Annotated in this window: 14 protein-coding genes and 1 riboswitch; of the genes, 6 read left to right on the forward strand and 8 right to left on the reverse strand. The window is 72.9% G+C overall.

The features are described from left to right. Positions 1-60: 60 nt before the first annotated feature. The 6 genes from ACSLTV_RS11345 to ACSLTV_RS11370 all read right to left on the reverse strand — a co-directional run bounded on the left by ACSLTV_RS11345 (position 61) and on the right by ACSLTV_RS11370 (position 5,036). On the reverse strand, positions 61-1,044 hold the full coding sequence (locus tag ACSLTV_RS11345) for a hypothetical protein (RefSeq protein WP_432140026.1): 984 nt from the start codon (positions 1,042-1,044) through the stop codon (positions 61-63). A 55-nt stretch (positions 1,045-1,099) separates the two neighbouring features. Further along, a complete protein-coding gene (gene metF / locus ACSLTV_RS11350; protein ID WP_432140025.1) occupies positions 1,100-2,023 on the reverse strand; it encodes a methylenetetrahydrofolate reductase [NAD(P)H] in 924 nt (307 codons plus the stop codon). A gap of 118 nt (positions 2,024-2,141) precedes the next feature. Further along, a complete protein-coding gene (gene thiE / locus ACSLTV_RS11355; protein WP_432140024.1) occupies positions 2,142-2,789 on the reverse strand; it encodes a thiamine phosphate synthase in 648 nt (215 codons plus the stop codon). 133 nt (positions 2,790-2,922) lie between these two features. After that, positions 2,923-3,288 carry an Rv2175c family DNA-binding protein gene (locus tag ACSLTV_RS11360; RefSeq protein ID WP_432140023.1) on the reverse strand — a complete coding sequence of 122 codons (366 nt, stop codon included), beginning with the start codon at positions 3,286-3,288 and terminating at the stop codon, positions 2,923-2,925. An 86-nt stretch (positions 3,289-3,374) separates the two neighbouring features. Next, positions 3,375-4,577: an NAD(P)/FAD-dependent oxidoreductase gene (locus tag ACSLTV_RS11365; RefSeq protein ID WP_432140033.1), complete on the reverse strand. Its 1,203-nt coding sequence runs from the start codon at positions 4,575-4,577 to the stop codon at positions 3,375-3,377. 108 nt (positions 4,578-4,685) lie between these two features. Continuing rightward, positions 4,686-5,036 (reverse strand): hypothetical protein, encoded by a 351-nt coding sequence (locus ACSLTV_RS11370; protein ID WP_432140022.1) that lies wholly within the window; start codon positions 5,034-5,036, stop codon positions 4,686-4,688. Between the two features lie 51 nt (positions 5,037-5,087). After that, positions 5,088-5,199: riboswitch (TPP riboswitch) on the forward strand. Here ACSLTV_RS11370 and thiO point away from each other — a divergent pair. The 5 genes from thiO (at position 5,197) to ACSLTV_RS11395 (ending at position 10,362) form a co-directional block, all read left to right on the forward strand. After that, positions 5,197-6,351 (forward strand): glycine oxidase ThiO, encoded by a 1,155-nt coding sequence (gene thiO / locus ACSLTV_RS11375; protein ID WP_435612047.1) that lies wholly within the window; start codon positions 5,197-5,199, stop codon positions 6,349-6,351. (Overlaps the previous riboswitch by 3 nt.) Further along, entirely contained in the window at positions 6,348-6,560 is a 213-nt protein-coding gene (thiS, locus tag ACSLTV_RS11380; RefSeq protein ID WP_432140020.1) for a sulfur carrier protein ThiS, read from the forward strand. Before thiO ends, thiS begins: the two co-directional genes overlap by 4 nt. 2 nt (positions 6,561-6,562) lie before the next feature. Beyond that, a complete protein-coding gene (locus ACSLTV_RS11385; protein WP_432140019.1) occupies positions 6,563-7,357 on the forward strand; it encodes a thiazole synthase in 795 nt (264 codons plus the stop codon). Between the two features lie 124 nt (positions 7,358-7,481). Continuing rightward, positions 7,482-9,428 (forward strand): Stk1 family PASTA domain-containing Ser/Thr kinase, encoded by a 1,947-nt coding sequence (pknB, locus tag ACSLTV_RS11390; RefSeq protein ID WP_435612048.1) that lies wholly within the window; start codon positions 7,482-7,484, stop codon positions 9,426-9,428. Positions 9,429-9,462: 34 nt separating this feature from the next. After that, positions 9,463-10,362 (forward strand): deoxyribonuclease IV, encoded by a 900-nt coding sequence (locus tag ACSLTV_RS11395; protein WP_432155736.1) that lies wholly within the window; start codon positions 9,463-9,465, stop codon positions 10,360-10,362. Between the two features lie 4 nt (positions 10,363-10,366). Here the strand turns inward: ACSLTV_RS11395 and ACSLTV_RS11400 are convergent, their stop codons facing one another. Further along, the gene (locus ACSLTV_RS11400; RefSeq protein ID WP_432135570.1) at positions 10,367-10,999 is read right to left on the reverse strand and encodes a sulfite oxidase-like oxidoreductase; all 633 of its coding nucleotides are present in this window, start codon (positions 10,997-10,999) and stop codon (positions 10,367-10,369) included. A 184-nt stretch (positions 11,000-11,183) separates the two neighbouring features. Between ACSLTV_RS11400 and bfr the strand changes: the two genes are divergently transcribed. Next, positions 11,184-11,663: a bacterioferritin gene (gene bfr / locus ACSLTV_RS11405; RefSeq protein WP_432135571.1), complete on the forward strand. Its 480-nt coding sequence runs from the start codon at positions 11,184-11,186 to the stop codon at positions 11,661-11,663. A gap of 29 nt (positions 11,664-11,692) precedes the next feature. Here bfr and ACSLTV_RS11410 read toward each other — a convergent pair whose 3' ends face one another. Continuing rightward, entirely contained in the window at positions 11,693-11,926 is a 234-nt protein-coding gene (locus ACSLTV_RS11410) for a (2Fe-2S)-binding protein (RefSeq protein ID WP_432135572.1), read from the reverse strand. Between the last annotated feature and the right edge of the window lie 42 nt (positions 11,927-11,968).

The following is an 11,968-nucleotide window of genomic DNA, read 5'->3' on the forward strand; positions in this document are numbered from 1 at the left end:
TCGGAACGCCGGCCCTCCGGGTCCCAGTACTCGGAACGCCGCCCCCCGGGACTCCGGCCTTCAGAATCGATACTGCTCGTCGTAGCCGTTGCCCTGCTGCCCGCCCGCGCCCTGGCCGTCGCCCGGGTAGGGGTACTGCTGCTGGTCGGGCGGGAGTTCGCCGCCGAGCGGGTCGTCGCCACGCTGCTGCGGCACCCAGACGCCGCCGGCCGGGGTCTCGCCGTAGCCGGTGCCGTACTGGTCGCCGTACCCCTGCTGGGTGTAGCCGGTGTCGTAGCCGCCGCCGTAGGTCTGGGTGCCGATGTACGGGTCGGAGTAGGCGGCGTACTGCTGCTGGCCGCCGGAGGTGTCGTAGTCGTAGCTCTGCTGCCCGTATCCCTGGTAGGCGTCGTAGCCGTAACTCTGGTCGGCGCTCTGGCCGGTGGCGGCGTACTGGTCCTGGGCCGCGCCGTTGGACTGGGCGTAGGCGGAGTCGCCGTAGACGCCGTAGGAGCCGGTGTCCTCCGGGAGGGGCTGGGGCTCGTAGACGGCGGTGGTCTCGGCGTCGCCGGGGCGGTCGGTACGGGCGGCCGGGGTGAAGACGTCGTCGCGGTCGTAGTCGTGCTCGTAGTCGTGCCCGTAGTCGTCGTCGTAGGACCGGGTGCGGTCCGGGTCGTCGTGACCGTAGGCGTCCGTGTCCTCGCCGGCGGTCTCGGGGGCGTCCGGGCCGGGGCCGTCGAGGACGGGGTCCTGACGGTCCGCGCGCCCCCGGCGGCGCTTGGCGACCTTGGCGACCGGGCCGTCGCCCTCGGGCCGCTTGACCGCCCAGCCCGCGGCGAAGCCGCGCCGGAACGACAGCGTGACGTAGGTCTGGCCGATCGCGAAAGTGGCCGCGCCGAGGGCGATGACGGGGATGGACGGGATCAGCACGCCCAGGACCACGCCGAGGAAGCCGGCGAACGCCAGCAGCCGCCAGCGCAGCCGCGCCTTGTACTGCAGCAGCACTTCGCCGAGCAGCCACAGCGCGACGACGCCGAAAGCGATGTAGAGGACCGTCCAGCCCATGTACGCCCCTCTCCCAGCGGCCGTCCGCAGTGTGTCGTATCGCGGTACGGCCGGTCTAGGCCTGCGGAGGGTGGTGCAGGCCCAGGTTCTCGTAGATTTCCAGGGTCGCCGTGGAGTTGTTGAGCGTGATGAAGTGCAGTCCGGGCACTCCCTCGGCCAGCAGCCGCGCGCAGAACTCCGTGGCGAAGTCGATGCCAATGGAGCGTACAGCGGCCGGATCGTCTTTGGCTGTGAGGATCCGCTCTTTCAGCTCCTCCGGGAAGGACGCGGTGCTCAGCCTGGGCAGCCGCTCCAGCATCCTGACGCTGGTCACCGGCAGGACCTCGGGGATGACCGGGGTGTCGCAGCCGGCCGCCGCGACGCGGTCGCGCAGCCGGAGGTAGGACTCGGGCTGGAAGAACATCTGCGTGATGGCGTAGTCGGCGCCGGCCCGGCACTTGTCGACGAAGTGGCTGACGTCGGTGTCCCAGTCGGTGGAGCGCGGGTGCATCTCGGGGAAGGCGGCGACGCCCACGCAGAAGTCGCCGGACTCCTTGATCAGCCGGACGAGTTCGGCGGCGTAGGTCAGGCCGCGGGGGTGCGCGACCCAGTCGCCCATGGGGTCGCCGGGCGGGTCGCCCCGCACCGCGAGCATGTTGCGGATCCCGGCGTCGGCGTACTGGCCGATGATGTTGCGCAGCTCGGCGACGGAGTGGTCCACCGCGGTCAGGTGGGCGACCGGGGTGAGCGTGGTGTCGACGACGATCTGCTGGGTCTCCTTGACGGTGGTGGCCCGGGTGGAGCCGCCGGCGCCGTAGGTCACCGAGACGAAGTCGGGGGCCACGGCCTCGACCCGGCGCAGCGCGTTCCACAGGTTCCGCTCACCCTTGGGCGTCTTCGGCGCGTAGAACTCGAACGAGTACGTCGTCTTGCCTGCAGCCAGCATGTCGCGCACGGTGCGTGCGCGGTCCGTCCTGGTGGAGGCGGTTCCTAGGGCCATACCCGCAGGTTAGCCAGGGTGTGCCGGTCCCCCAACCGCGGGAGGGAAATTTGCCCGGATTGCCGGTTTGTTGTCCACCCCTCGGACAGCTGCCGGCGGAGCGGCCGCCGAAGGAGCCTCAGACGCTCCGCAGCTGCTTCGCGAAACGGGCCGCCGCCGCTCCCGGGTCGTCCGCCTCGGTGATCGCCCGGACCACGACCACCCGCCGGGCGCCCGCGGCCAGCACCTCGTCGAGGGTGCCGAGGTCGATGCCGCCGATGGCGAACCAGGGCCGGCCGGTGTCCAGCGAGGCGGTGTACCGGACGAGGTCCAGGCCGGGCGCGGGGCGGCCGGGCTTGGTGGGGGTGGGCCAGCACGGGCCGGTGCAGAAGTAGTCCACGCCCTCCTGGACGGCGGCCGCGGCGGCCTCCGCCTCGCTGTGCGTGGAGCGTCCGATCAGCACCTCGTCACCGAGGATCGCGCGGGCGGCGGGGACGGGCAGGTCGCCCTGGCCGAGGTGGAGCACGTCGGCGGCGGCGGCGTGGGCGACATCTGCCCGGTCGTTGACCGCGAGCAGCTTGCCGTGGCGGGCGCAGGCGTCGGCGAACACGGCGAGGTGCTCCAGTTCCTCACCGGCCTCCATGCCCTTGTCGCGCAGCTGCACGACGTCGACGCCGCCCGCGAGGACCGCGTCCAGGAACTCCGGGAGGTCGCCCTGGCGCCTGCGGGCGTCCGTGCACAGGTACAGCCGGGCGTCGGCGAGCCGGGCGCGGGCGGTGTCGGGCATGCGGGTGTCCCCCCTGGGGCGGTGGCGGCGGGCGGCGTGCGGTCCGGGCGGGCCGGGCCGCACGCCGGGCGGTTCTCGGTGGGGCGGTACGCCGAGGCGTTCCCGGTACGGCGGCACGCCGTGTCGCGTCGGCTCAGACGGCCAGCGCCTGGGCGCGCCGCTTCACCTCCGTGCCGCGATTCTCGCTCAGGGCCTGCGCGGGGGTGCCGGGCAGGGTGGGGTCGGGGGTGAAGAGCCACTCGATCATCTCTTCGACCGTGAAGCCGTCGTCCCGCAGGAGCGTCAGGGTGCCGGACAGGCCCTTGACGACCTTGTCCCCGTCGATGAAGGCGGCGGGGACGTGCAGCGCGCGGTTCTCGCCCCTGCGTACGGCGATGAGCTGGCCCTCCTTGACCAGCTGCCGCACGCGCGTCACCTCGGCGCCGAGCATCTCGGCGATGTCGGGGAGGGTGAGCCAGGCGGGGACGAGAGCATCGATCTTTGCGTCAATCTCGGTCACGGGATCCAGGGTAGGCGGTCCGCCGGTCCCCTCGCGACGGACCGCCCCGGGCACGGCGCCCCGCAGGGGGTCCGGCCGCGACGGCCCTACGGAGTGGCGGTCGCGTTCTTCAGCGGACGTCCCGGGTCCGTCAGCAGGGCGGGGTCCATGCGCGCCCCCGCCTCGATCAGGCGCCGCCCCTGCGCCAGGTCCCGGGGCCGGCCCACCGCCAGCAGGGCGACCAGCCGGCCCTCGCGCAGCCAGCACACGCTCCAGGCCGGGCCGGCCGGGTCGCCGCGCCACAGGGTGGTGTCGGCGTCGGCATGGTGGCCGGCGTACTGCACGAAACGGCCGAACTGCTCCGACCAGAAGTACGGGACGGGGTCGTAGAGCGCCGGGACCTCGCCGGTGGTGGCGCCGAGGATGTTGGTGGCGACGGTGCGCGGGCCCTGCAGGGCGTTGTCCCAGTGGTGGACGAGGAGGCGGCGGCCGTACCGCCCCGAGGGGAAGGAGGCGCAGTCGCCGACCGCGTACACATCGGGCAGGGAGGTGCACAGCCGGTCGTCGGCGACGACCTCGCCCCAGGTGCCGGTCGCGATGCCGGAGCCGGCCAGCCAGGCGGTCGCGGGGCGGGCACCGATGCCGACCACGACCGCGTCGGCGGGCAGCCGGGTGCCGTCGTCGAGGACCACCGAGCCGGGCTCGACGCCCGCCACGCGCGCGTGGGTGCGCAGCACGGTGCCGCTGTCGGCGTACCAGGCGGTCATCGGGGCGGCCACCTCGGCGGGCAGCGCGCCGGCCAGCGGCCGGTCGGCGGCCTCCACGACGGTGACCGCGCAGCCGGCCTCGCGCGCGGCGGTGGCGAACTCCGCGCCGATCCAGCCGGCGCCGACCACCACGATGTCGTGCTGCCGGGCGAGCACGGGCCGCAGCCGCTCGGCGTCGTCGAGGGTGCGCAGCAGATGCACGCCGGGCATGCCCTCGGTGCCGGGCAGTCGCAGCGGTTCGGCGCCGGTCGCGACCACGAGCACGTCGTACGGGACGGGTCCGGCCTCGGTGTCCACCTCGTGGTCGGCGGAGCGCAGCCCGGTCACCTCGCGGCCGAGGAGCAGGTCGATGCCGAGGCCCTCGAAGTCCACCTCGAAGGCCGAGCCCTCGGCCCTGCCGAGCAGGACGGCCTTGGACAGCGGTGGCCGGTCGTAGGGCTGGTGGGGTTCGGCGCCGATCAGGGTCACCGTGCCGGTGAAGCCCCGCTCGCGCAGCGCGACCGCGGTCTGCACGCCGGCCATGCCCGCGCCGACGACGACCACGCGCTCCGGCGACCCGCCGTCCCCGCGTCCCAGCCCGCTGTTCACGCTCACCCGATCACCATAGACAACTGACACTTCATCAGGCCCCGGCTTCCCGTGCCTCGGGCGTCAGCCGTCATACCCCGTGACCTGCTCCACCACACTCGTCCCGCTGCCGTCCTGCGACTCCCACGCCCAGCTCTCCTCCAGGCGCACCCGCCCGTCGGGCAGTTCCACGACCGTGGAGCGGCAGTGCCCGCCGGACGTGGTGCCGTCGGTCCTGAGCTGCACGTACCGGAAGTCGAGCCGGTCGCCCTGCCGGGTGCCCACCAGGTGGCCGCGCACGACGTCACCGCCCGCGTACTCGGCCCAGATCTCGCCGTCCTTCTCGTGGTAGGTGAACCGCGTGGAGGTGCCCACCTGACCTGGGGCTTGGTCGGCCACGGGGGCGAGGACGAGTCCGTCGAGCGAGCGGGGCACGGTTCGGGGCTCCCTTACTGAGGCGATCGGCACGGGCTAGGGTGGCCACCGTAAAGCACTCGCGGGAGCCCGGACGCACCGGGCTGAGAGGGAGGCTGGCGGCCTCCGACCGTACGAACCTGATCCGGGTCATGCCGGCGAAGGGAGGGGCTGGACGCCCATGTCGTCACGTACGTCCGACGTCCTTGTCATCGGGGGCGGGATCATCGGCCTGGTCACCGCGTGGCGGGCCGCTCAGCGGGGCCTCGCCACGGCCGTGGTGGACCCCGAACCGGGGGGCGGGGCCGCCCGGGTGGCCGCCGGGATGCTGGCCGCCGTCACCGAACTGCACTACGGGGAGCAGGCCCTGCTGGGTCTCAACCTCGCCTCGGCCCGCCGCTACCCGGAGTTCGCGGCCGAGCTGACCGAGCTGACCGGCCAGGACCTCGGCTACCGGCCCAGCGGCACACTGGCCGTCGCGCTCGACGCCGACGACCGGGCCCACCTGCGGGAACTGCACGCGCTGCAGCGGCAGTCGGGGCTGGAGTCCGAGTGGCTGTCGGGGCGGGAGTGCCGACGGCTGGAGCCGATGCTGGCGCCCGGTGTGCGCGGCGGGCTGCGCGTGGACGGCGACCACCAGGTGGACCCCCGGCGGCTGGCGGCGGCGCTGGTGACCGCCTGCGAGCGGGCGGGTGTGGTCTTCCACCGGGAGTGGGCCGAGCGCCTGACGGTCGCCGGGGAGCGGGCCGCCGGAGCCGTGACCCGCGCGGGCTCGGCCCTCTCCGCCGACCAGGTGGTGCTCGCCGCCGGCAGCCTCAGCGGGCGGTTGGCGGGCGTCCCGGACCACGTGCTGCCTCCGGTGCGGCCGGTGAAGGGCCAGGTGCTGCGGCTGACCGTGCCGCGCCGCCACGCGCCGTTCCTGAGCCGGACGGTGCGCGCCGTGGTGCGCGGCAGCCACGTCTACCTGGTGGCGCGCGAGGACGGCGAGCTGGTCGTGGGCGCCACCAGCGAGGAACTGGGCTGGGACACCACGGTGACCGCGGGCGGCGTCTACGAGCTGCTGCGGGACGCGCACGAGCTGGTGCCCGGCATCACCGAGCTGCCGCTCACGGAGACCCGCGCGGGACTGCGCCCCGGCTCCCCCGACAACGCGCCGCTGCTCGGCCCCACCGGACTGGACGGGCTGCTGCTGGCCACCGGCCACTACCGCAACGGGGTGCTGCTCACGCCGGTCACCGGTGACGCCCTCGGCCAGGTGCTGGCCACCGGGGAGCTGCCGGAGGTCGCTCGCCCCTTCACGCCGAAGCGGTTCACCCGGGCGGAGCAGCCGGCATGAACGTCCCGGTCACCATCTCCGTCAACGGGCAGCGGCGCGAGATCGCCCCCGGCACGGCGCTCGACGCCGTCGTACGGCACCTGACCGCGGCCCCCTCGGGGGTGGCCGCCGCCCTCAACGAAACCGTCGTCCCGCGCGCGCAGTGGCCCGCCACGGTCCTCTCCGAGGGTGACCGGGTGGAGGTCCTGACCGCCGTCCAAGGAGGCTGACCATGGCCGACGATCCCCTCGTCCTCGGCGGTACGTCCTTCACGTCCCGCCTGATCATGGGCACCGGCGGCGCCCCGAGCCTTGAGGTGCTTCAGCGGGCGCTGGTCGCGTCCGGCACGGAGCTGACGACGGTGGCGATGCGGCGTGTCGACCCGTCGGTGCACGGGTCCGTGCTGTCGGTGCTGGACCGGCTCGGGATCCGGGTGCTGCCGAACACCGCCGGATGTTTCACCGCGGGCGAGGCCGTGCTCACCGCCCGGCTGGCCCGGGAGGCGCTCGGCACCGACCTGGTCAAGCTGGAGGTCATCGCCGACGAGCGGACCCTGCTGCCGGACCCGATCGAGCTGCTGGACGCGGCGGAGACGCTGGTGGACGACGGTTTCACCGTGCTGCCGTACACGAACGACGACCCGGTGCTGGCGCGCCGGCTCCAGGACGTGGGCTGTGCGGCGATCATGCCGCTGGGGTCGCCGATCGGGTCGGGCCTCGGGATCCGCAACCCGCACAACTTCCAGCTGATCGTGGAGCACGCGCGCGTACCGGTGATCCTCGACGCGGGCGCCGGTACGGCGTCGGACGCGGCGCTGGCGATGGAGCTGGGGTGTGCCGGCGTGATGCTGGCGTCGGCGGTGACGCGGGCGCAGGAGCCGGTGCTCATGGCCGACGCGATGCGGCACGCGGTGGAGGCGGGGCGGCTGGCGTACCGGGCGGGGCGGATTCCCCGCCGGCATTTCGCGGAGGCGTCCTCTCCCTCGCAGGGCCTGGCCCGGCTGGATCCGGAGCGGCCGGCCTTCTGAGTCCCCGCGCCCGGCGGCGGCGCCGGGCGGCAGTCCTTCGCGTACACGTCACAGGTCGGCTGCAGTCGTGCGGTGATCGGGTGGATCGGGTGGGGGTGTCGGTGGCGGCTCGTAGACTCGCTGCGTGGACACGACCCTTCAGGACCCCCTCGTCGGGCAGGTGCTCGACGGTCGGTATCGCGTCGAGGCGCGGATCGCGGTCGGCGGGATGGCCACGGTCTACCGGGCCGTGGACACCCGCCTGGACCGCGTGCTCGCGCTGAAGGTGATGCATCCCTCACTCGCGGTGGACGGCGCGTTCGTGGAGCGCTTCATCCGCGAGGCCAAGTCGGTCGCCCGGCTGGCCCACCCGAACGTGGTGCAGGTCTTCGACCAGGGGACCGACGGGTCGTACGTCTATCTGGCCATGGAGTACGTCGCCGGGTGCACCCTGCGCGACGTGCTGCGCGAGCGGGGCGCCCTGCAGCCGCGGGCGGCGCTGGACATCCTGGAACCGGTACTGGCCGCGCTCGGCGCCGCGCACCGCGCCGGTTTCGTGCACCGCGACATGAAGCCCGAGAACGTGCTGATCGGGGACGACGGCAGGGTCAAGGTCGCCGACTTCGGCCTGGTGCGGTCGGTGGACACGGTGACCAGCACCACGGGGGCCGTCCTCGGCACCGTCTCGTACCTGGCGCCGGAGCAGATCGAGCAGGGCACCACGGACGCCCGGGCCGACGTGTACGCCTGCGGCGTGATGCTGTACGAGATGCTCACCGGTGACAAGCCGCACTCCGGGGAGACCCCCGCGATCGTTCTGTACAAACACCTCCACGAGGACGTGCCGCCGCCCTCCGCCGCCGTGCCGGGCCTGGCGTACGAGCTGGACGCGCTGGTCGCCTCGGCGACCGCCCGCAACGCCGACGTCCGCCCGCACGACGCGGTGGCACTGCTGGCCCAGGCGCGCGAGGCGCGCGCCGGGCTCGGCGAGGAGCAGCTGGACGCCACGCCGCCGCAGGCCCGCTCCGCCGGGCACGACAACGCCGAGGACCGCACCAGCGTGATCCCGCGTGCGCTGACGGTGCTCAGGCCGCTGCCGGTGAACGAGGACGAGCCCGACGAGGGCGGTGCCGGCGGTGCCGACGGGGTGCACCGGACCTCGCGTCTCGCCGCCCCGCCCCCTCCCCCGCTCCCGCCGCGCCGGCGGGGGGTGCGGCCCCGGCTGCTCGCCGTGGTGACCGCCGTCCTGCTGGTGCTGGGCGTCGGCGCGGGTGTCTGGTACATCAACGCCGGCCAGTTCACCACCGTCCCCGCGGTGCTGACGCAGACCGAGCAGCAGGCCACGGACCGGCTGGCGGACGCCGGACTGGGCGTGAAGGTGGAGCGCGACTTCAGTGACACCGTCGAGCGCGGCCGGGTGATCAGCACCGATCCCGGGCCGGGCTCCCGGGTGCGCGGCGACGCCTCGGTGACGCTGGTGGTCTCCCAGGGCCCGCAGACGGTGCGGGTCCCGGACGTGACGGACACCCGGCTGGACAAGGCCCGGGAGCGGCTGAAGGCGGAGGGGCTGGCACCGGGCCTGGTCACGGAGGAGTTCAGTGACGACGTGCTCAAGGGCTTCGTGATCAGCAGCGACCCGGGGCCGGGCACCGACCGGCGGGCGGGTTCGGCCGTCGCCCTGGTCGTCAGCAAGGGCCGCCCCGTGGAGGTTCCCGACGTCACCGGCACGGACCTGGAGGACGCCCGGGCGGAGCTGGAGGCGGCCGGCCTGCGGGTGACGGTCGCCGCCGAGGAGGTCAACTCCGAGTTCGACAAGGGTGAGGTCGCCGTCCAGTCCCCGGAGGCGGACAGCCGGGCCGCCGAGGGCGACACCGTCACGCTGACCGTGTCCAAGGGACCGGTGATGGTCGAGGTCCCGGACGTGGTGGGCGACAGCGTGGACGACGCGAAGGAGGCGCTGGAGGGCGCCGGCTTCAAGGTGAAGGAGGACCGCGGCATCCTCGGGTTCTTCGGGGACACCGTGAAGAGCCAGTCCGTGGACGGCGGGGACACCGCGCCCAAGGGGTCCACGATCACGATCACCATCCGGTGACGGGACGGTCCGCGCGGCGTGTCACCCTGGACGGGTGACACGCCAGTACCGCCCCTCCGGCCAGCAGTTCTCCTTCCCCTCCCGCAACCCCGTCGGCAGCCATGTCCCGGTGGCCGGCGGCCTGCACTCCACCGGCCTGGCCTACGCCCGTGACCTCGCGGCGGAGACGGTGCAGGTCTTCGTCGCCAACCCGCGCGGCTGGGCCACGCCCGCCGGGAACGCGGCGCAGGACGAGGCGTTCCGCGAGGCGTGCGCGGCCGAGTCGGTCCCGGCGTACGTCCATGCCCCGTACCTGATCAACTTCGGCTCGCACACCGAGGCGACCGTGGAGCGGTCCGTGCTGTCGCTGCGGCACTCGCTGCGGCGGGGGCGGGCGATCGGCGCGCTGGGTGTGGTGGTGCACACCGGCAGCGCGACCGGCGGCCGGGACCGCTCGGTGGCGCTCGGGCAGGTGCGCGAGCGCCTGCTGCCGCTGCTGGACGAGCTGACCCACGACGACGACCCGTACCTGCTGATCGAGTCGACCGCGGGGCAGGGGTCCTCGCTGTGCTCGCTCGCCGAGGACTTCGGGCCGTACTTCGAGGCGCTGGACGCGCATCCCAGGCTGGGCGTGTGCCTGGACACCTGCCACATCTTCGCCGCCGGGCACGACCTGACCGGCCCGGACGGCATGCACCGGACGCTCGACGAGCTGGTCGGCACCGTCGGCGAGGGCCGGCTGAGGCTGATCCACGCCAACGACTCCAAGGACGTCGCGGGCGCGCACAAGGACCGGCACGAGAACATCGGCGCCGGACACATCGGCGAGGACCCGTTCCGGGCCCTGATGAGCCACCCGGCCACCGAGGGCGTACCCCTGGTCATCGAGACGCCCGGCGGCAAGGAGGGGCACGCGGCGGACGTGGAGCGGCTGAAGAAGCTGCGCGACGGCTGACCCGTCAGAGCTCCGGCCCCTCCCCCGGCTCCTCCTGGTAGGAGTAGCGCTGTTCCTTCCAGGGGTCGCCGATGTTGTGGTAGCCGCGCTCCTCCCAGAAGCCGCGCCGGTCGGCGGTCATGTACTCCACGCCCCGGACCCACTTCGGGCCCTTCCAGGCGTAGAGGTGGGGGACGATCAGGCGCAGCGGGAAGCCGTGCTCGGCGGTGAGGAGTTCGCCGTCCTTGTGGGTGGCGAAGATCGTGTCCTCGGCGGTGAAGTCCGACAGGCGCAGATTGGAGCTGAAGCCGTACTCCGCCCAGACCATCACATGGGTGACCTCGGGGGCGGGCGGGGCGATGTCCAGGACGGTCCGCGCGGGGATGCCGCCCCACTCGGCGCCGAGCATGCTGAACTTCGTCACGCAGTGCAGATCGGCCTCGACGGTGGTGTACGGCAGGGCCGTGAACTCCTCGTGGGTCCAGCAGTGCTTGGCGCCGTCAGCCGTGGCGCCGAAGACGCGGAACTCCCAGCGCTCGGGCCGGAACTTGGGGACGGGACCGTAGTGGGTGACCGGCCAGCCGCGCTGTACCCGCTGTCCCGGCGGTAGCTCGGACGCCGCTGCTTCTCCTGTCGCTCGCTCCACCGGATGACCCATGTCTCCCATCCTGACAGACCCGGCACGGTGCACATGACCAGCCCATCCATAAATCCGGCAAACCAGGTGAAACCTCACTAAGCTTGCGCTTACTTACTAAGTACGCACTTACTGGACGATCTTCCGTGCCGGTGCGAGGATGCCGCCGCAACCTCATCTCCCCCATGTGGAAGGAGCCGCTGCGATGCAGGGCGACCCCGAGGTCATCGAATTCCTCAACGAGCAGCTCACCGGCGAGCTCACCGCGATCAACCAGTACTTCCTGCACGCGAAGATGCAGGAGAACCTCGGCTGGACCAAGCTCGCGAAGTACACGCGCCACGAGTCGTTCGACGAGATGAAGCACGCCGAGGTGCTCACCGACCGCATCCTGTTCCTGGAGGGGCTGCCCAACTACCAGCGGCTGTTCCACGTGCGGGTGGGGCAGACGGTGAAGGAGATGTTCGAGGCCGACCGGGAGATCGAGGTCGAGGCGATCGACCGGCTCAAGCGGGGCATCAAGGTGATGCGCGAGAAGGGCGACATCACGTCGGCGAACATCTTCGAGGACATCCTGGCCGACGAGGAGCACCACATCGACTACCTGGACACCCAGCTGGACCTCGTGGAGAAGCTCGGCGAGGCGCTGTACATCGCCCAGCTGATCGAGCAGCCGGAGAGCTAGGCGCGGGCCGGGCGTGGGCCGGCTACCAGCTAGGCGGCCTCGTCCAGACCGGTGAGCGCGGGCCTGCCCTGCTCGACGAGGTCCCGGCGGGGGTACGCGCCACGGCCGAGGAGCGCCTGGATCCGTCGTACGCACGAGCCGCAGTCCGTGCCCGCCTTGCAGGCGGAGGCAATCTGGCGCGGAGTGCAGGCACCGTTCTCGGCATGGTGCCTGACCTGCTGCTCGGTGACGCCGAAGCAACTGCAGACGAACACCCGGCCCACCTCCCGATCAGGATCGCTGTACCTACTGCCATCCCGTTTTCC

Source organism: Streptomyces sp. bgisy159 (assembly GCF_965341775.1).
GTDB lineage: Bacteria > Actinomycetota > Actinomycetes > Streptomycetales > Streptomycetaceae > Streptomyces.

What these genes read in the sequence shown, in the direction of transcription:
- ACSLTV_RS11385 (WP_432140019.1), top strand. Translation starts at nt 6,563, where the DNA reads ATGGCCGACGATCCCCTCGTCCTCGGCGGTACGTCCTTCACGTCCCGC.
- ACSLTV_RS11400 (WP_432135570.1), bottom strand. Translation starts at nt 10,999, where the DNA reads ATGGGTCATCCGGTGGAGCGAGCGACAGGAGAAGCAGCGGCGTCCGAG.
- ACSLTV_RS11345 (WP_432140026.1), bottom strand. Translation starts at nt 1,044, where the DNA reads ATGGGCTGGACGGTCCTCTACATCGCTTTCGGCGTCGTCGCGCTGTGG.
- thiO (WP_435612047.1), top strand. Translation starts at nt 5,197, where the DNA reads ATGTCGTCACGTACGTCCGACGTCCTTGTCATCGGGGGCGGGATCATC.
- metF (WP_432140025.1), bottom strand. Translation starts at nt 2,023, where the DNA reads ATGGCCCTAGGAACCGCCTCCACCAGGACGGACCGCGCACGCACCGTG.
- thiS (WP_432140020.1), top strand. Translation starts at nt 6,348, where the DNA reads ATGAACGTCCCGGTCACCATCTCCGTCAACGGGCAGCGGCGCGAGATC.
- bfr (WP_432135571.1), top strand. Translation starts at nt 11,184, where the DNA reads ATGCAGGGCGACCCCGAGGTCATCGAATTCCTCAACGAGCAGCTCACC.
- thiE (WP_432140024.1), bottom strand. Translation starts at nt 2,789, where the DNA reads ATGCCCGACACCGCCCGCGCCCGGCTCGCCGACGCCCGGCTGTACCTG.